Annotated in this window: 15 protein-coding genes; 11 read left to right on the top strand and 4 right to left on the bottom strand. The window is 31.4% G+C overall.

Translation table 11 applies throughout. The features are described 5' to 3' along the window. The first annotated feature begins 332 nt into the window (after window positions 1–332). From ACQKKO_RS10825 to ACQKKO_RS10875, 11 genes are all read left to right on the top strand, one after another. A complete protein-coding gene (locus ACQKKO_RS10825; protein WP_498647010.1) occupies window positions 333–869 on the top strand; it encodes an RNA polymerase sigma factor in 537 nt (178 codons plus the stop codon). Then, complete coding sequence (locus ACQKKO_RS10830; RefSeq protein WP_498647012.1) at window positions 862–1638, top strand: hypothetical protein; 777 nt, start codon at window positions 862–864, stop codon at window positions 1636–1638. The genes ACQKKO_RS10825 and ACQKKO_RS10830 overlap by 8 nt, the downstream gene beginning before the upstream one ends. Beyond that, window positions 1625–2500: an ABC transporter ATP-binding protein gene (locus tag ACQKKO_RS10835; protein ID WP_498647014.1), complete on the top strand. Its 876-nt coding sequence runs from the start codon at window positions 1625–1627 to the stop codon at window positions 2498–2500. The genes ACQKKO_RS10830 and ACQKKO_RS10835 overlap by 14 nt, the downstream gene beginning before the upstream one ends. Then, the gene (locus ACQKKO_RS10840) at window positions 2478–3629 is read left to right on the top strand and encodes a hypothetical protein (RefSeq protein WP_498647016.1); all 1152 of its coding nucleotides are present in this window, start codon (window positions 2478–2480) and stop codon (window positions 3627–3629) included. Before ACQKKO_RS10835 ends, ACQKKO_RS10840 begins: the two co-directional genes overlap by 23 nt. Window position 3630: 1 nt before the next feature. Beyond that, the gene (locus tag ACQKKO_RS10845) at window positions 3631–4857 is read left to right on the top strand and encodes a hypothetical protein (protein ID WP_498647018.1); all 1227 of its coding nucleotides are present in this window, start codon (window positions 3631–3633) and stop codon (window positions 4855–4857) included. A 973-nt stretch (window positions 4858–5830) separates the two neighbouring features. Next, window positions 5831–6277, top strand: a complete 447-nt coding sequence (locus ACQKKO_RS10850) for a hypothetical protein (RefSeq protein ID WP_498647020.1) — start codon at window positions 5831–5833, stop codon at window positions 6275–6277. A 73-nt stretch (window positions 6278–6350) separates the two neighbouring features. Next, a complete protein-coding gene (locus tag ACQKKO_RS10855) occupies window positions 6351–8516 on the top strand; it encodes a DUF1430 domain-containing protein (protein WP_498647022.1) in 2166 nt (721 codons plus the stop codon). 234 nt (window positions 8517–8750) lie between these two features. After that, the gene (locus ACQKKO_RS10860; protein ID WP_498647024.1) at window positions 8751–9374 is read left to right on the top strand and encodes an ABC transporter ATP-binding protein; all 624 of its coding nucleotides are present in this window, start codon (window positions 8751–8753) and stop codon (window positions 9372–9374) included. A 739-nt stretch (window positions 9375–10113) separates the two neighbouring features. Beyond that, on the top strand, window positions 10114–12504 hold the full coding sequence (locus ACQKKO_RS10865; protein ID WP_498647026.1) for a GH39 family glycosyl hydrolase: 2391 nt from the start codon (window positions 10114–10116) through the stop codon (window positions 12502–12504). A 224-nt stretch (window positions 12505–12728) separates the two neighbouring features. Then, window positions 12729–14591 (top strand): beta-glucoside-specific PTS transporter subunit IIABC, encoded by a 1863-nt coding sequence (locus ACQKKO_RS10870; protein ID WP_498647028.1) that lies wholly within the window; start codon window positions 12729–12731, stop codon window positions 14589–14591. A gap of 24 nt (window positions 14592–14615) precedes the next feature. Beyond that, window positions 14616–16043: a glycoside hydrolase family 1 protein gene (locus tag ACQKKO_RS10875; RefSeq protein WP_498647030.1), complete on the top strand. Its 1428-nt coding sequence runs from the start codon at window positions 14616–14618 to the stop codon at window positions 16041–16043. Between the two features lie 456 nt (window positions 16044–16499). Here ACQKKO_RS10875 and ACQKKO_RS10880 read toward each other — a convergent pair whose 3' ends face one another. From ACQKKO_RS10880 to ACQKKO_RS10895, 4 genes are read right to left on the bottom strand one after another with little or no spacing between them, the layout of a single operon-like run. Further along, entirely contained in the window at window positions 16500–17150 is a 651-nt protein-coding gene (locus ACQKKO_RS10880; RefSeq protein ID WP_498647032.1) for an ABC transporter ATP-binding protein, read from the bottom strand. Between the two features lie 4 nt (window positions 17151–17154). After that, entirely contained in the window at window positions 17155–18447 is a 1293-nt protein-coding gene (locus ACQKKO_RS10885) for a hypothetical protein (protein ID WP_498647034.1), read from the bottom strand. After that, the gene (locus tag ACQKKO_RS10890) at window positions 18444–19346 is read right to left on the bottom strand and encodes a hypothetical protein (RefSeq protein WP_498647036.1); all 903 of its coding nucleotides are present in this window, start codon (window positions 19344–19346) and stop codon (window positions 18444–18446) included. The genes ACQKKO_RS10885 and ACQKKO_RS10890 overlap by 4 nt, the downstream gene beginning before the upstream one ends. 52 nt (window positions 19347–19398) lie before the next feature. After that, window positions 19399–19860 carry a hypothetical protein gene (locus tag ACQKKO_RS10895; protein ID WP_498647038.1) on the bottom strand — a complete coding sequence of 154 codons (462 nt, stop codon included), beginning with the start codon at window positions 19858–19860 and terminating at the stop codon, window positions 19399–19401. Between the last annotated feature and the right edge of the window lie 89 nt (window positions 19861–19949).

Here is a 19949-nt window from a genome sequence, read left to right on the forward strand (position 1 = left end):
TGATATAATTTGAAATAGCTGTATGTATGAGGGTTTTGTATAACAGAACAGAATATATGTAGTCATATTTAAGGTTTCGCAAAATTGAGGGCTTAGTGAGGTTAAACTCGTGGAGGTTCGACTCCTCTCAACCGCATATAGTGAAACTCAGTAGTACCAAGGCTTTTAGAGCTTTGGTTCTTTTTTTTGAGATATTAATTAAATTACGTAAGTATTGCAAGTGAAAGAATTTTAAGTCCAATGATGATTATTTGATTTAATTAAGCTCAAAATGCAACGATTGTAAGTTGAATTTCGAATATAAGTATGATGAAGTCGAGAGGAGTAGAAATGTGTTAACAGATAAGCGTTTAATCCGTTACATTTTAAAAAAAGGTTCGGATCAAGCTGCGGATGAATTGATTCGACGTTATTACAATGACCTGTATTTTTATCTTTATCGTCAAGTTGGTCATGGAGATGATGCTCTTGATTTAACACAGGATGTTTTTATCGCCGCTCTAAAAGGTTTGAACTCTTATGATGATCGTAAATCTTCCTTTCGAACGTGGCTCTTTCGTATCGGAACATATAAAGTCATAGATGCGCGTCGTAAGGTGAAAAAGACTTGGTTAGAACTGAAAGAAGTAGATTGGATAGAAGATGAGGATTTTGATAACAGTCTGTATCAAAAAGAGCTAATAGACGAGATTAATCAGTTTGTTGCAAGTTTTAAACCGCAAATCCAGGAAATTTTTCGTTTAAGAGTCTATGCAGATTTATCATTTCCTGAGATCGCTTCATTACTTGGAGAAAAAAAAGAGAGAATTAAAGCTCAGTACTATCGTTTAATAAAAAAAATAAGAGAGGAGTTTAGTAATCATGAATAAAGAAAGAAAGAATATTCCTTTCACGAAGATAGAAAAAGAAAATAGTATTAATTTTATTTTAAAAGAAGTCGATCTTCAACCAGTAACGTTTAGAGCATTTATTCGTTCTTATTTTCAAGAAGTGGGTTTCCGTTATCTTTTCTGGGGTTTGGGAGATATCTTATTTATTGTCGGACTTTTGTTGATAGGTGGAGCTATTCTCTATCTTCCTGGTTTAAATCATTCAATTGAAAATGGGCATATTGATAAGATTTATTTTACTGTGTTTATGGCATCGCCTCTTAGTTATGCCCTCTTATATTTTCTTGGCATTTGGAAAGAAAGGATGTTAGGTACCTTTGAGCTAAAAATGACATTACGTGTTTCTTTAAAGGAACTACTTATCATACGCATGTTGGCATTTAGTGGGATTGCTTTGATTGTTTCTGTGAGCAGTAACATCCTTATGTGGACATTGCTTGGACAAGAACTTTCGTTGTTGAGATTGTTTAGTCTGTCGTTTACCTCCCTGTTTTTATTTGCTAATATTCAACTTCTCTTAGAATATAAAGTTCCTTTGCGATGTAGTTTTTGGGTAACGCCTATTGTATGGGGGGGTATAGGAGTGTTCTTAGTTTGGCAACAAGAATGGATTACTCAGCTTCTAGTTTATCTACCGTTTTCAATTGTAACAATGATTGTTTTTGGATTACTTCTTTTATTTATTTACTTATTGCGTCACAACTATTTTATGCAAAAGGAAGGAGCAATTACTTATGCTAATGCTTAATCATGTCAGTAAAAAATTTCAGTCAAATCATATTTTGGAAGATATTTCTTTGACCTTTGAAAATGGTGTATATGGACTACTGTCTCCAAACGGCGCAGGAAAAACAACATTATTAAAAATGATTACAACACTCTTATTTCCAACTTCCGGTGAAATACTATGGAATGGACAAGCAATTAAAGAGCTGGGGGCAGAATATCGTGGAGTAGTAGGTTATTTGCCACAAGATTTTGGTTATTATGGCCATTACACACCTGTTAAATTTCTAAAATATATTGCAGCATTACAAAAAATGAATAAGAAAGAAGCAGATAAAAAGATTTACGAGCTTTTAGAACTTGTTGCGCTTTCTGATGTAAAAAACAAAAAAATGAAACGCTTCTCAGGTGGAATGATCCAAAGGGTAGGAATTGCCCAAGCGCTGTTAAACAATCCAAAGTTACTCATTTTGGATGAACCAACCGCGGGTTTAGATCCAAAAGAACGCGTTCGATTCCGTAATTTGATACATCGCCTTGCTCAGGAAAGAATTATCATTCTATCGACACATATTGTTTCCGACGTGGAGACGATAGCAAAACAAATCATCATGATTAAAAATCAACGTTTATTTTGTTGCGAAACGCCTTCGCACATTACTCGATCGGTACAAGGTAAAATTTTTGAAGTTTCTTCAAGCTATTCACTAACTGCGGAGCAATTGCTATTAAGTGAAAGAGAGAGTGAAGAAGGTCATTTGCTAAGAATTGCAAGCCCTGTTAAACCAAAGGAAGGGGTGGAAGTACGCCCGAGTTTAGAAGACGCGTTTTTGTATATTTATCGAGACGAGGTGACTAAAGATGCTGCGAATCCTGCTTTTTGAAATTCGTAAGCTATTAGAACAGCCAATTATTCTATTGTTTTTTATCGCATGTTTAATGTTAAATACAATTTATATTGTCACAGCAGGCTTGGATCAGTCGTATTTAAATTATGTTCAGGACACAAAAACAAAAACAGGATCCTTCATTACATCTGAATTCCAAGAAAAACTCTCTAATATGTCATCTAGTAATCAACACAATCGATTACTGACCGAAACGGATGAACGAGAGAATATTTTTAACCAGTATTCAACAGAAGCATTGGGCCAAGAGATGATTGATTATTTTCAAATACAAGGTTCAATAGCTGAAAAAATGAAGATAAAATATGAAAAATTAACGCCCATTGTCCACGAATTAGCAGAAGAGCAAGCTGCACTAGAAGTAGGAGCAGCAGGAGAAACAATGAGTTTCTTTACCTTTTTAAAGAATCGATTATTTCATGCAATTTTAGGGGAAAGTTTAATTTTTGCATTATTGCTTGGTTTATATGGAAGTACATCTGAAAGATTAACCAAAACAGATGTACTCATAATAACCTCAAAAACAGGTCGTAAAACACAAGTGACTAAATATGTAGCGAGCTTAATAATTGCACTTCTTTTTTATGTAACAACGGTTACTTTGTCGTTTGCTATTTTTAATCAAATGCATACTATAGGAACATTATGGAGTACAAGTATATCAACACAATTTCACCTAAATGTGTATGTTCCTCAATCGTTAGAAATCCCTTTTATTCCTTGGCAACCAATGACATTGTTAAATTATATCCTACTATCCATTGCATTAGGTGGCATACTCGTTTTCATCTGTCATGGATTTAATTTTCTTATAGGCTTATGGGCTAATCATTTATTTCGCGGGTTCGTACTTTTTGTGGTCTTTTATGTTTCTTTGCTAGGACTAGAACAAATTATCAATCATTTAAACTGGTGGGATATGCGTTCCCTATTAATGTGGCATCCCATTTCACTTTGGAATTTACAAGCTTATTGGTTTACAGAGATGGGTCCTTTTTCAACAATTCCATGGCATGAATCTATTGCAATGGCTGTCAATATCATTCTCTTAGTTATAGCAGGTATTTTAACAGCTAGATACTATTCAACAAAGGAGGTAAAATAAAGTGTTTACTGTTGAGCTCAAGAAATTTTTCCAACCGTTTTTAATCCTTGTAGCACTAATGATAACGATTGTTTACTATAATCAACAGTTGAGCTTCATTCATACATATTGGCCAAACACTGGTTTGGTATCTATTTATGATCATGCTGATGATTGGCAAGATCGATTTGGCAAAACGCTTGAAGAGGAAGATATCGCAGAAATTGAATTAGAGTATTACACTCTAATCAATCAAGCAGATAGGATTATCTCAGAAAATTCCATTGCTCAACATCTTAAGCTTGGAAATTATGCTGAGTTTGAATCCTGGTACGATAAAAATCTTCCCCTTGGGGCAATCAATGAGAGGAATGAAAAAGAGAAAGAAATCGTCGAACAAATTGATGAGATTCAGCAAGACTTAATAGATGATACAGGTAATTCAATAGTCGATAAAATTAATGTCTTACAAAATCTAATTCATTCTATGAAGCAGTTTAATTCAGCAGATACCTTCCTTATTAATGAACACTATACAGAAAAAGAAAGAAAGAGACTTTCAGAGATTGTTTTTATTGAAGAAGGGTGGCGAAATATTTTACCAACTGAATTGTCTACAATATTTGATGCTCATTTTAAAAGTATTCTTACCCTCCTTATTTTTCTCTTGTCTCTATTAATCCCTTCCGTATTTGTTAGAGATCGTTTGTTAGGATTACAGAAGCTTCAATGGAGTAGTCGCCACGGGCGGAACATACTTTGGACACAATTTGTAAGTGGTATGATTGCCAGCTTCCTGTTGATTACGTGTATCGTGGGATTATTTTGGGGTTTATTGTATCTCACTGATTTCACACAATATTTTTCTAATGGTTTGAATTCATTTTTTATAAGAGATGATGAACCTTTAATGGTATCATTATTTCGATGGACTTTTGGTGAGTGGATAATAAAATTGGTCTTGTTAGTATATTTGATTGGAATGGCTTATAGCGGGATTCTTATATTCCTCTCTCAGACTAGTAAACACTATCTGTCCTTACTAATGAAAATCATTCCCGTGGGCTTTATTTTTATTGCCATTGCTAATCGTGTGTTTAAAGATGCGTTTTATTTAAAGAATGATTTGTACCAATGGACAAACATTCCTTTAGTTGAATTATATGTGGGAATCCTTTTATTCGTTCTTTGTACTGGTTTACCAATTATATATTGTATTCATCAACGGAATAAAGATCTAGTAAGCTAATAAATATGTTGTAAGCAGAAGCAGCTGTCCTTGCTGAGAGTGAAGTTTAATAACGAATATTATGATAGTTGGTCTAATAAATGTTCGTTTTTAGATGATGGGATATAATTACAAACGAGTTCCGAGTGGTGAAGAATAAGGGTATTTTAGATTCACCAATTCTTCACCACGATATTTAAAATTGGACGATCTTATATGAAATGGGTGTAAATAAATGCAATTGATATGCGTGTTTGCAGGAGATAACACGTTTCCACGGCATTGAGGGCTTAGTGAGGTAAAACTCGTGGAGGTTCGACTCCTCTCAACCGCATATTTAACAAAACCAATTGGTATCAAGGCTTACGTGGCTTTGATGCTTTTTATTTTGCCAAAATTAGTCGTGTTGTCTAATGGGGGAAAAACTAATCCGTTGACATTTAGTTCTGATACGACGGCTAAATATATCTTTTGTCGGTTCGTGTTATCTTTATTCAAATTGATGTACTTTGTCATGATGCTCTAACTTCAAGCCATTATATATAACTTTCTGTGTTTATTTCCACAAAAGCAATAGTTCTATTAATTTTGAATTGATATTAATCCTTCTTATTGAGTTCTTCACTTTAGGCTTCTTAATTTGATTTATTTTTTGAAATAAGCAAGAAACTAGTACACTTTAATCTCATCAATAAAGGTTTCAATATATTTCTAATTCATTGCTAAAAATTCACCACAATACTTTCCAATAAAATAAACCACAAGAGGGGGTATATGAATTTTTAAAATATTTATAAAAAATTTATAATTATAGGTTAATATATTATAAGGATTCTAAAAATTACTTACTTGCTATCTGGTAATTGTTTTCACAAAAAATTCGACTAAGAAATTCAACCTATAAAAGAATAAATTTGAAAAAAATGAAAAAATTTTGATATATTTGGGTTTCGTGATAATATTATCAAGTAAGATAAAAAAGGAGGAGAAATCTATGAAAAAGTTTTTAGTTTTTAGTTTTTGTTCAGCTGTTCTATGTGGGAGTATGTTTTTAACGAGTGGTGAAGCAAAAGCTCACGATGAGAATGAACCACAAAAAATAATCGCAGCTGAATACAATTACGACACTGGTTTATATTCTTTTGAGTATGTTGATGGTTATGACCCGGCAGATGAAGGTGAATTTAGCGTTATGAGCCATGACCCTAGAGCTGGTGGCGGTTATTGGACTCACTATATGAACGGACTAAAAGATCATGTATCAAGTTATGATCACAAAACATGGTTACATAGAGGGAAGGCAAGTAATTCACGAAACACAGTTAATGGTCCATGGAAAAATAAAAAATCCGGGTATTCCACAGCTAGAGCCTATCAGTCTCTTACAGGAAACAAAGCAAATTGGCAAATCTCAGTTGACTCAAGCCTACCTGAAAACTAATTTACAAATTAAAGTTATACACAAGTAAACGCTTATATATTAGGCGTTTACTTATTTTAAAGGAGAATTTAGTTTGAAAAGAGTTAATGTTATTTATATATTGCTTTTTATTTCTACATTACTATTTGGATTTGATTATGCTAGTAAATCATTAGCTGCTGATACCATTTATGATAATAAGCAAGAACTCAATCTTTATTTAGACTCAGAGTTGGAAGAAAGCATAGATATAATTCAGAAATTTGAGGATTTCTCAAAGGAATATGACATTGATATTTCACAGTATACATACCTTGACGATAATACGTTATATATTTACTCTACAAACATAAAGTCAAACTCTTCGTTAAATTTAGCAAAAGGTGAGTTTCCAAAAAAAGAAGAGTTTCTATCAAATCAAAGTAGCAATAATAATAAGCAAGTTGGAGTAGTTTTCTATCCATTGAGTTCCGATCTTTTAAGGGTATATAATTTTGAAGAAGTTCGTAATGTAGGTTTAGGTTCACAATTTTATCTCTCAAATGGTAATGCAGAGATATACTTAAAATTAAAAGAAGAATTAAGTTTATATGGACAAGTAGAAATTGAAGATATAGCTATAAATAAGTTAATTTTATTAAATGTTACTTTATTATTTTTAATTGCTTTTTCTTTCTTAGTGTTCTCAATTATGCAATTTTCTTATTATATAACTACGAGAAAGAGTGTATTTCTTCTAAAAGCGTGGGGGTATGCACCATTAAGAGCGCATTTAATATTATTTAAAAGTTTCTATAAATTAAAAATAGTCCTACTTTTAATTTCGTTTTTTTTTATTGTCTTTATTTTACTTTTGAATCAACATTTGATTTACTTTGTTTATTACTTAAAATATCTATCTTTAATGTGGATTTTCTTAATTACAATACCCATACCCCTTTCATTTTTCGGGATGTCACTAATTTATGGCCTTAAAAATGATTCAATAAATTTTAAAAATACTGTTCCGTTTAAAAACTATAACGCAGCTTCAATTATCTTGAAAACTATTTTTACAGTTATTTTTTTAGCGCTATTTTCAATTACCATAACGAAAACTACTGAGATTAATAAAGCAATTAATGATGATGATTATTGGGAAAGAACAGAGAACTTTAATCGTATTACTTTAAAACTTCCAGAGAGCGGTAATCTAAGTAGTGAGAGAATAATAAATGATCAGCTTAACAATTTATATAATCAATTAGTTGAAGACGTAGATGCATTTCTTATGTATGCAGAGAATTTTGCAGACGTTTCATATATGGATGAGGCAAACTACTTGTATGAGTTGAATTATGTTAGTGGAAGTCCTTCTATATTACCGAATGGGCGATCTATTATAATAGATGAAAACTATTTAATTGTTAATCCCATTAATTCAGTAAACAAAAAGTCTATACAAGATCAACTTATTAGGGAGAAACATACACTCAATATTCTCGTACCAGAAAAATTCAAAGGTATTGAGGATATAATAGAGCAGACCTATAAAGAAGAATTTTATTTTAGTAGTATAGAAGTAGATAATATTTATAACCGAGCCATAGGCCGTAATCTTAATATAACAAGTATTGATGATTTAAGTATAAATATAATTTATGTAGAGAATAACCAAAGTTATTTTTCTTACAATAGTTCGATTCATGATTATAGTGATGACCATTTTTTAAAGGACCCCGTTTCAATAGTTTTAGATGGTGAATACGATACTTCTGCAATTGCTTCATTTATGACTACCAGTGTTTTTTATCAACATGATAAACAAAGTGAAGCTTTTCAAATAATAGAACCAATTCTAGATGAAACTAATACAAAAGCCTTTGTTAACGAAGTTCAATCAGTTTATCAAGAAAGAAGCAATGAAATAAATCAATTGAAAAAAGAGCTTATAAATTTAACGATTGGTTTGATAATGACAACTATTTTACTTTTAGTTTTTTTATTTATTTTTATATGGAGTTATTTTCAAGAAAACTCGTATAAAATTACTCTACAATTTTTATTTGGTGTATCAATATGGCGGAGTTACTTTTATATTATAATAGGTATCTGCAGCACTAATCTTCTAGCAATAGGAACGTTATTAATTTTACCTATACAAAATCAAATTATTCTTATCTGCGGAAGTGTTATGATTATCTTAGAAATGATCATTCTTATGTTTTTATTATTAAAACTTACCCGTGATAAGGTTCTACAAACAATTAAGAGCGATTAAAGTTATACTTTTTAAGGAGATAATTAAATGATTAAAGCTTTTATTAACTCAGTGTTATCAGTTATCGTTTTCTGTTTGTCTTTTGCAATACACAGAATTTTTATGAAGTTAAATTATATCCCGGCTAGTGAACTATGGTTTTGGGGAAGTTTAGTAGGATTTTTCTTTATTGTAACTTTTATATCTCATTTGATATTCACTAGAAAAGAGATTTAGTATATGAGGAATAATCAGATGATTTATTTGAAGAATGTTAGTAAATCCTATAAAAATAAACAGATATTTAATGATTACACAATATCTATTGAAGAGGGTGAATTTGTAAGTATAATGGGTCAAAGTGGATCAGGTAAAACAACTCTATTAAACTTAATGAGCTTAATAGATAAACCGGATTCGGGTGATGTAGAAATACTTAAACATATAAATCCTAAAAATAAGATGCTAAGAGATTTACGGAGAAATCATTTTGGCTTTATTTTTCAAAATTATGTTCTTCTAAATGAAAAAACTATATTCCAAAATTTACTTATCTCTAAATCTAATATTACTTCTAAAGCCAAATTAGAGTATGAATTTGCTAGAGCATTAGAGTCGGTTCAGCTAGATTCCTCACGCCTGCACCAACCAGTCTATGAATTAAGTGGAGGTGAGCAACAGCGTCTTGCAATTGCGCGAGTGATATTGAAACCATTTTCAATTATATTTGCAGATGAACCTACAGGGAATTTAGATGATAAAAATAAACAGATAATACTTGATCTTTTTAAACAAATTCAGAGTACTGGAAAAACCATCGTTAGTGTAACTCATGATTCTTATTTTGCGGAGTATTCAGATCGAATTATAAAAATCTAATGTTTTACTTGAACAAAATAATATTCACAAATGAAGATGCAATTGTTTCAATGGATGCTAGAAGAGACAATAAGCCTTCTGCATCTACAGCATGAGAGAGTTCAAACTAATTGAAGTCTGAAGAGATGACGAATCTTTTAATTGATCTAGTGGTATTAAGGTTTTAGGCGATGTTGGGTATCTATTTTTAGATGTCAATGGAATTGCACTTACAGATGGCTAAGGTTGTTAAGTATGTAGAAGCTCATGAGAAAAATCACCTCATGAAATTACTAAGAATTAAATTTTCCGAACGATTAGTTTATAAAAAAACTTATAGTTCGTATATAGTTTATGGTAGGTTATTACATTGCGTCTCCGAATGGTGAAGAATAAGGATAATTTTGATTCACCAATTCTTCACCACGATATTTAAAAGTGGGCGATTTTATATGAAATGGGTGCAATTGAGTGTAAATGGTGTGCATGTTTGCAGGAGATAACACGTTTCCACAGAATTGAGGGCTTAGTGAGGTTAAACTCGTGGAGGTTCGACTCCTCTCAACCGCATATTAGTAGTATCAAGGCTTTTAGAGCTTTGGTGCTTTTTTTGTTGTATGAGATAAAGATATAATAATTCAACGTTTTTATTGATGAAAAATGGTTATGATGTATGATTAGGTAGCTCTATTTCAACTAAAATGTTATACATAACTTAAGCTGTAGACTTTTATTAAATAAGAAGGAGGTATAGATAACTTTGAAGAGTTTATTTTTACGTCATAATCAGTTGCTCACACATCAAATTAGTAATGAACGTCATATTCCCAATCATTCACATGAGAACGTAGAAATTATATATATATTAAAAGGACAAATGAGCGTCTATATGGATCAAGAAGAATATGTACTCGAGAAAAATGATATTATTAGCATTAATTCAAATGGATTACATTCTTTAATTCTAAAAGAAGAGCAAACACTATATATGGTTTTTCATATAAATTATAAAATGCTTACAGGGTTAATGGATGAGAAAAAGATCTTATTTATATGTAATTCTTCGATAGAGAAAACACCTAATTATCTCCCTCTTCAATCTTATATTGATTCTTATCTTAGGGTCTCTTATGAAAATAGTTATTATAAAGATGTTAGTCTTAACAAATTATCTTACCAGTTGGTAGAATATCTGGTTCAACATTTTTCAGTCTCTTACAATCAATCGTTATCTCTAGATCATAAAAATAAGAATCGAAAAAAGGAGATTGAAGAATATATTAAATCGAATTATTATAATGGGTTAAGTTTAAAAGATCTGGCCGATTACTTTTATCTCTCACCAACATACGTATCTAAATACTTTAAAGAAGTATTTGGAATGACCTTCTTAAAATATCTAAATAAAGTGCGATTAAATCATGCAATTAATGAGCTTTCTAGCACAAATTATTCTGTTACTTCAATTGCTATGAATACTGGATTCCCTAATGTAAGCTCCTTTATAAAAGGGTTTAAAGACGAATTTGGGACAACTCCACATGAATATAGATTGAGAGAACCTGTGACTCAAAGTGAACAAGAATCTGTATTACTAGATAGCTTCACAGAAGAGATTGAAAAGTTGCTTGAGGATAATCGATTAAAACAAATGAATTTTGATATAGATCAAGAAGAATATAAAATGGATCTGAATCTACAAAATAAGAAACCATTTAATCGATACTGGCGTAAGACAGTTAATTTAAGTGAAGCATCTAGATTAATGAATTATAACTCTGAAGAACAAATCACTCAGATCAAGAAAGACCTTGATTTTGAGTACGGAAGAGTATGGGGTGTGTTTTCGAAAGAAATGAAGCTTGTTAAGTCAGGGAGATTGGATGAAATCAACTTTTTTAATATAGAGAGATCTTTTGATTTCCTTATGAATGTAAATATTAAGCCTTATATTGTTATAAACGCTGAGGTGGACACGCAATTTTTGAGGTTAACTGATCATCATAATGAACAAAAAACGATAGATGATTTTCTTTCTGTCTTCCAAGCGTTTATCTCTCACATTGCTAATCGATATGGACTTTCACAAGTAGAAAATTGGTGTTTTGAAATTACGAATGGGTCTGAAAATGAATTTGGTCAGAGTGATGACTACTTTTATTTCTTTAGTAGCATTAAAAAAATTCTAAGTCAATTTTCAAATCATTTTAAAATAGGGGGATCTGGGTTTCCTATTAATTTTAAAAATGATGAACTCAGAATGTTTTTGAAAAGTTGGTTTAGCCAACAACAAAAACCTGATTTTCTAAGCTTTCATTCAAATCCAGAAGCTTCCCATGAATTTTCTATTGATAAGGATATTAGAAAACTTCTCGATGGGCAGTATATTAGAAATCAAGTATTAATAGTCAAAAGTATATTAAAAGAAGAAGAGCTATTAATTGAAGAAATTCAGATCCCTATTTGGAACTTTACACCATCTCATCACACCATTCTGAATGATAGTTGTTATAAAGGAGCCTATGTAATAAAAAATATAATAGATTGTTATGATCTTGTTGATGCAATGGGTTATTGGTATGCATTGGACTCTATATCACCTAGTTCAAACACACCACAACTTTTATATGGAAGTCCAGGGCTTCTAAGTAAGCAAAACTTAAAAAAGCCGTCTTACCATGCATATGCCTTTCTTAATATTGGAAGAGGTACATACTTTCTTGGTAGGAATAATAACAGTTTAGTTACAACAGATGGTTCTGATAATTATTTTATTGTATGCCATAACTGTGGTCATCTTAACTACAAGTACTTTATGGATCAAAAAATAATGGATAATCCTAAAATGTATGATGACATCTTTGAAGAAGAGGAGAAAAAAGCCTATAGTTATAAAATTAGTAATGTAAAGAACGGTATATATAAGATTAAAATTCAATCGGTAAATGAAGAGTCAGGAAATCTGCAAAAAGAATGGACTAATATGAATTTAGGAGCAGATATTAGTAATAGTGAAATTCAATACTTGAAAAATATAACAGTCCCAAGAATTAAAATTAAACAGATAAAAGTTGAAAATGGAATACTAGACCTTAAAACGACGATTGGTCGAAATGAATTTCAAAGTGTAAGAATTTCTTATCAGTACTAATTATGTCTGTTTTAATTCAGCCTTCAGAGTACATAGATTTCCTCTGAAGGTTTTTCTTGGTTTATTAAACAAGAATTCATTATGAATTATTGTTGTAAGCTAAATTTGTGATGAAATAGAGTAATAATTCAATGTAAATTATGATTAAAAAAGAGTATTTACTAGTAAATAAAAGCGCTATCATGAGGTTGTAATCATTATATGTACTAAGTGGGGGAGAAAATATGGAGCATAAAAAATTAGCACAAGACATCCTCAAGAATTTGGGTGGAAGTAATAATGTTGAATCGGCTACTCATTGTGTAACAAGGCTGAGACTCTCTATAAAAGATAAGACAAAAGTAAATGATGCAGCCATAAAAAATATGGAAAATGTAAGCGGTACAACGAATAGTGGAGGTCAATATCAAATTATTATTGGCCCAGCAGTGGAAAATGTTTATAAAGAATTCGAGAAAATATATAAGGGGAGTTCTAGTTCTTCATCTAGTCAAAAAACAGGTGAGGGTAATCAAAAAAAGAAAAATATATTTAGCCGTATTGTAGACGTTCTTATTAGTTGTTTTGCACCAATTATTCCTGTAATAGCTGGTTCAGGGATGATTAAGGTATTAATTACAATTCTATTAACTACGGGTTTATTTAAAGAAGATAGCCCAACTATCAGTATACTAGTTATTCTCGGAGATGGTGTATTTTATTTCCTGCCATTTTTCATAGCTTATACAGCAGCAAAGAAATTCAATGTAGATCATTTTACAGCAATGGTTATGGCAGCTATCCTACTTCATCCAAATTTAGTAGCATTATCAGCTGAAGGAGCTACATTTACTAGTTTCTTAGAAATTCCTTTATATTTATTTAATTATAGTGCACAAGCGATACCAGTTATCTTGGCAATATGGTTGATGTCATACGTCGATCCGATTGCTAATCGTATTAGTCCTCCAGTTTTTAAAGTGTTTTTAAGACCTATGATAACCATATTAATTGTGGCACCTGTTATGTTAATTCTATTTGGTCCTTTGGGAGCTATTTTAGGTGATTACTTTGGTCAATTTGTAGAAGTTATGAATACATGGGGATGGATTGCAGTAAGTATCAATGCTCTTATATTTCCTTTTCTAGTTATTACAGGAACGCATAATGCAATGATCCCATTAATAATAACGATGTTTGCAACGAACGGTTACGATCCTATTCTACTTGTTAGTGGGTTGTTAGTTAACATCGCTCAAGCTGGAGCAGCTTTCTCTGTAGCGATGAGAACAAAAAGTCTCGCTATGCGTGGTACAGGAATATCTGCTGGGGTTTCAGCATTATTTGGAATCACAGAACCAGCTTTGTATGGAGTCAATCTTAGACTGAAACGTCCTTTTATTGCTGTACTAATTGGGTCTGCTTTAGCTGGAGTAGTAGCAGGTTTAGCAGGAGTAACAGCTTATTCTTTCGTAAGCCCGAGTGTCCTAACTTTACCAATCTTCATTGGTCCTGAAGGCTTCATCTCACTTGTTTGGGCTATCGTAGCTATGCTATGTGCATTTATTTTAACTTTTATTTTAGTTTGGATTATGGGGTTCAAAGATCCTATCGATGATAATAACTCTGAAAAGTCAGAGGATACCAATGATCATGTACATGAGTCTGACATTAAGGTATTTAGCCCTTTAAAAGGAGAAGCAGTTTCTTTAGAAAAGGTAAATGACGAGACATTTGCTTCTGGTGCTATGGGTAAAGGTGTTGCCATTATGCCGTCAGAAGGCAAAGTTGTGGCTCCTTTTGAAGGAACTGTTCAGGTGGTTAGTAACACAAAACATGCCGTAGGATTAGTTAGCGAAAGTGGTATGGAGCTACTTATCCACGTTGGAATTGATACTGTTGAACTTAAAGGTGAGCATTTTCAAACTCGAGTTGAAGTGGGCAACCATGTGAAAAAGGGAGACGTCTTATTAGATTTTAATCTAAAAGAGATTCAGCAGCTTGGTTACGATACAACAACTTCTATCGTTATTCTAAACTCAGATAAATATAGTGATTTAACGATTGAAAATGGAGAAATTGATTTTGGAGAAGCGATTATAAAATAATGAGTACGGATAGGAGATAGAAAGATGGAGAAGAATTTTCCTGAGAACTTTTTATGGGGAGCTGCAACATCTTCCGCCCAAATAGAAGGCGGTTGGAATGAAGGTGGCAAAGGTGCCAGCGTAATGGACATACTAGGCGGGAGCATTAATGGTAGTGTGTTTAGAAACCAAACGAAAGAAGTTATGCCTGATGTTTTTTACCCTAGTCACGTAGGCGTTGACTTTTATCATAATTTTAAAGAAGATATTCGAATGTTTTCAGAGCTTGGGCTAAAAGCCTATAGAATGTCTATCGCATGGACTCGTATTTTCCCTAATGGAACTGAGCATACTGCGAATGAAGAAGGTCTAAAATTCTATGACGATGTATTTGATGAGTTAGCTAAATACAATATAGAACCGATTGTCACGATCCTTCACTATGATGCACCGCTCAATTTAGCCAATGAGTTTGGAGGTTGGCCAAATCGCAAAATGATTGATTTTTACGTAAAGTATTGTGAGACACTATTTACTCGCTACAAAGGAAAAGTAAGGAACTGGATTACTTTTAATGAGATTAATTGTTTATTGGTACCGTTTAGTATATTAACAGCAGGAACCGTGAATATGGATTTGAAATCAGAAGATAATACAGATCAACTTAGATTTCAGGCCTTGCATAATCAATTCGTGGCAAGTGCATTAGCTGTACAACTAGGTCATAAGATTGATAAAGATAATAAAATTGGTTGTATGATTGCTTATATGTGTAATTACCCACTAACGTGCAGACCAGAAGATATATTAATGGCTCAAAAAGAAGATCAAATTAAGAATATGCTAAGTGGAGATGTACAAGTTAGAGGGGCATATCCTCGATTTGCTAAACGTTATTTTAAAGACAATAACATTAAAATTGAGATGTTACCTGAGGATGATGAAATTCTCAAAAAAGGAACCGTTGATTTCTACTCATTAAGCTATTATATGACAAACTGCATTGGGACAGATGAAACCCAAGAAAAAACAGCTGGTAATCTTGTATATGGAATGAAAAATCCCTACTTAGAAGCTACAGAGTGGGGATGGCAGATCGATCCATTAGGCTTAAGATGGGTTCTGAATAACGTATATGATAGATATCAACTTCCAATAATGATTGTAGAAAATGGAATGGGTACTGCTGATTTAGTTGAGAATGGCGAAATTAATGATGATTACCGCATCGATTATCTTCAAAAACATATTAAACAGATTTCAGAATCACTTGAAGATGGCGTAGAAGTGATTGCTTATACACCATGGAGTGCTTTAGACTTAGTTAGTCTTTCAGGTGGCACTATGAAGAAAAGATACGGGTTTATATATGTAGATAAAGACGATCATGGCGAAGGAACTTTGAAAAGAATTAAGAAGAAATCCTTCTATTGGTATAGAAATGTGATTGATACAAATGGAGAAGAAATCTAGGCAAAAACTGTACTTTAAGATTAGTCAAAAGTGTTAAAGTTATTAGAGCTTTGATACTTTTGACTTTTCATTATAGGTCGTAGTCTATTTCGTATATAAGAGTTCAAAATCCGGATTTTTTTAAAAATATTTTGCATATTGTTCGCTTTTATAATGTTGATATCTTTCCAAATTCTTTCCATAGCCATACGATTTAAACTGAAATAGATGTAAGAATGAAGGTTTTTATATAGGTATTTGAGGTTAATGTAGTCATTTCTAACGTTTCGCAAAATTGAGGGCTTAATGAGGGTACTATACCCGTACAGAAGTTCACTTAAATGCTTGATAAAGGTAAGTAGCGGCACATAAGAGCTAAAGGATTGTTAAAGTAAAAGGATTGTAAAAAAGGTCAAACTAATTAGCTTGACCTTTTTCAGTGCATAGAATTTATCATGAATATAGATTTTAAGATATTTATAAGGCAATAAATTTATCTCCAATAGAATGTATAGAATCGTCATGACTAACTAATATAACTATTGAGCCTTGTTGTTTTAGTTTGGTTAAGAGCTCCATTACAACTTTAGACATCTCTTTGTCCAATGAACTTACCGGTTCATCTGCAATAATAATAGGAGATTTCTTCATAAGAGCTCTTATTATTCCAACTCTCTGTTGCTCACCACCCGATATTTTTTTAGCTTTATGGTTTAAAATCTTATCAATCTCCAACATTTCTATAAGCTCATAAATCCAAGAGGTTACATCATTGGTCTTTATGTTATCTCTTTTATCACCAAACTCTAATGGAATAAAAATATTCTCACTAACTGTCAAATTAGGAACCATTGGAGAGTATTGAGAAATATACGATATGTGTTTTAATCTTATATCAGCTAATTGATTCACGGTTAACTCATGCATGTTTTCTTCAAAGAGACAATATTCTCCACTATTAAGTTTTTCTAGACCTGCTAAGATATTTAGCAATGTGCTCTTACCTGCTCCACTTTTACCTTTAATTACGGCACATTCGCCTTGCTTTAATTGCAAATTGACATCTTGTAAAATAACTTGTGAAGAATACTTCTTTGTAAGGTTTTTAATATCGATAATATTATTCAAAATCTCACCTTTTCATTCTATAAATTAATCGTGATTGATTTAAATTTCTTCTGATGAATAATTCTATTAATGGAGTTACTATTATAATCAAGAAGAATATCAGCAACAAATAAAAGTAACTACCGGTTTGAAATTTAAATATACTATTATAAATTAAATATACTATTAAGGCACAAACTGTTACCATAATAACTATATATTTCAATATAAGTCTTTTGATTTTGTTTATATTGTAACCAAAAATCAGTAAACTAGTAAAAGTTTGAATGTTATATTTTATAAATAGATAGATAGTAACTAAGAATAACGATATGGATATTACGGCTAATAAACTAAGAGTCATAGAAACTGTAACTACATTAGCTGTACTTATACTTACTAAACTATCGAGTTTTAAACTATTTGCGCCAATAAGTTGAAAATCTTCAAACTTAGTTGCATTACCTATACGCTCTATATCCAATCGAGTATTTAGATCATTTTTGTCACTTAGTACAAGACCATTAACACTATCAAATATTGCTGATAATATAAAAGTTTGATCGATTCCACCCTCATTATATAGTTGAGATGGTGGTTCGTTAAAAAGTGGTAAGGGTAAGATTATATACCTATTTAGAGATAAATCTGGATTACTATAGGAGTCTAAGATTTCTTGATCTGCAGATATAATTCCAACAACTTCTGCTTCATAATCGGTAGTAAAGTATTCTATCTCAAGAGTATCTCCTATATTATATTCATTAGAATAATCATCCCCTAATAATATAGGTATTTTCTTCACATCTTTATTATAGATATATTCTTCTTCATTAAAAACCCTACCACTTTGTAGTTGAATATTTGCTAATTCAAGTACTTCACTTGTTACTCTAAGGGTTTTAACTCCAACATACTCTTCTGTATCATTTTCTTTATAGTATTTTATTGGTTCTAAACCTTCTTCGTAACCATCATAAACGGTATTTTTCCCAGTGTAACCTCTTAGCCCATGACTCTGGTTAGACACATTATAAAAATTAAAATCTTCAGATTTATATAATTCTTGCGCGAAATTGTATAATATATCTAAGTTTTTCGGATCTGATAAAAATACTCGCTCTTTTTCTTCAGTTAAGTTATCAACTACTTCGAACTTATTCTTATCAGAAAAAGTCTCTAAATTATTATTTTCATAATTTGTTAAATTGATATAAGAAACTGATGCGTATACAAAAGAGAAAAATAAGATGCATGTTATAAAAAATCCCATACTTATAGTTTTGTTAGCTTTAAAAATTAAATAAATAAGTCTCAATATTTTCTCCCTCCCTTTTTCAAGGTCTGATTAATTACAACTAAAATGTAAGAAATAATTAGAATTAAGATCGTAAGGAACGAGATAATTAAATACTCATAAAACCATTGATTCCCCCAAGTTCTTATAGGTACACATATAGAAATTAAACCGATCCCAATAATAAATAAATTTATTAAAGTATATTTTAAGATTCTATCCTTTAAAAAAGTTTTAATGATCTTAGTTAAGTTAATACCAAATTCAAAATATATTTGCATCAAATATTTTTCTCTAGATAAGTTAAAGAGATCAAATACTATGAAAAACCACATTAAAATCAATGAAAATACGATTATGTATTTAAATGAATTATTCTGATTAGGTTTATTAGTTTCTAATAGTAAAATGTTCTCCTTATTAATGAGGTTACCTTTAACCTCTTCTAATAGTTTTTTGTTTGGTGAATTAATACTTATCCAGTCGGTTTCTTGAATATTTATTCTTTTAAGATCCGTATGCATAATCCATATATTGCTCATTAAATCAAAAGAGATCTTATTTTTGAACTCACCTATTATACATAGATCAGAATCATCTGCTGCTAAACTTCCTTTAATAGAATAATTGTTACATTCTCTTGTTGAATCATATTGTACCTTATTATACCTAGGCAGCATCAAATCATTGAGAAATACGTTTTTAGTATTTGGATTATCATCTCTATAGTGAAATATGATTATATTACTTTTACTCTCTATTATTTCTAGGACTTCATTTATATCCGAGTCTAGAACTTTAAAAGTGATAGTTTCAGAACTGATAAAAGTTTCATTTTCCATTTCTTTATATTGATTATTTGATGCAAAAATTAGAACAGTCAATATAAACAAGTTCATAAATAAATATATTTTTTTCATTTTAAAACACCTTTAAAAAGGAATCCTATAGTTAGGATTCCTTTTTGACTTTTTATTTTCTACCGTAATATGTTTTACCGGTAGGTGCAAGTGCATCATCAATAATTGAATCAGTAGAAGACGCTCGGCTAAATTTACTGCTTCCAACATTAAATTTTCTACCTGAGTCAAGGCTGATTGTTCCTGTAAATCTCATTTCAAAACGCGCACGAGAATAATGACTTCCTGTCCATTCTGTCTCAGCATGAACTTTCTTTTTCTTAGCAGTTCCAATTTGAGTATAAGTATGCCAACCTTTATGTTTTGCAGCAGCGGCTTTTGCAGCAAACAAAGTCATAGTATTCTCATTATTACTCCAGTAGCCTGTATCTTCACTCCAACCACCTACAGCTTGAACTTCATCTACTGGAATTTCTTCCACTGCACTTTCTTCCATTGCACTTGCTTGGTTATTTAGACCAAGACTTAAACTAGTAAGCCCAATAAAACTTAAAGATAGTAGTAACTTTTTCATTTATACACCTCATAATCAAATTTAACACTTTGCAAGTGTAATCTATTTCCAACAAAATGTAAATAAGCTAATTTTAAACTCTGATACTA

The organism is Alkalihalobacillus sp. NPDC127517 (assembly GCF_050276055.1).
GTDB lineage: Bacteria > Bacillota > Bacilli > Bacillales > Bacillaceae_D > Alkalicoccobacillus.

Bases quoted from the DNA above. Each gene is read 5' to 3' on its own strand.
- ACQKKO_RS10830 (WP_498647012.1), top strand. From the start codon at position 862: ATGAATAAAGAAAGAAAGAATATTCCTTTCACGAAGATAGAAAAAGAA.
- ACQKKO_RS10835 (WP_498647014.1), top strand. From the start codon at position 1,625: ATGCTAATGCTTAATCATGTCAGTAAAAAATTTCAGTCAAATCATATT.
- ACQKKO_RS10840 (WP_498647016.1), top strand. From the start codon at position 2,478: ATGCTGCGAATCCTGCTTTTTGAAATTCGTAAGCTATTAGAACAGCCA.
- ACQKKO_RS10850 (WP_498647020.1), top strand. From the start codon at position 5,831: ATGAAAAAGTTTTTAGTTTTTAGTTTTTGTTCAGCTGTTCTATGTGGG.
- ACQKKO_RS10860 (WP_498647024.1), top strand. From the start codon at position 8,751: ATGATTTATTTGAAGAATGTTAGTAAATCCTATAAAAATAAACAGATA.
- ACQKKO_RS10870 (WP_498647028.1), top strand. From the start codon at position 12,729: ATGGAGCATAAAAAATTAGCACAAGACATCCTCAAGAATTTGGGTGGA.
- ACQKKO_RS10875 (WP_498647030.1), top strand. From the start codon at position 14,616: ATGGAGAAGAATTTTCCTGAGAACTTTTTATGGGGAGCTGCAACATCT.
- ACQKKO_RS10890 (WP_498647036.1), bottom strand. From the start codon at position 19,346: ATGAAAAAAATATATTTATTTATGAACTTGTTTATATTGACTGTTCTA.
- ACQKKO_RS10895 (WP_498647038.1), bottom strand. From the start codon at position 19,860: ATGAAAAAGTTACTACTATCTTTAAGTTTTATTGGGCTTACTAGTTTA.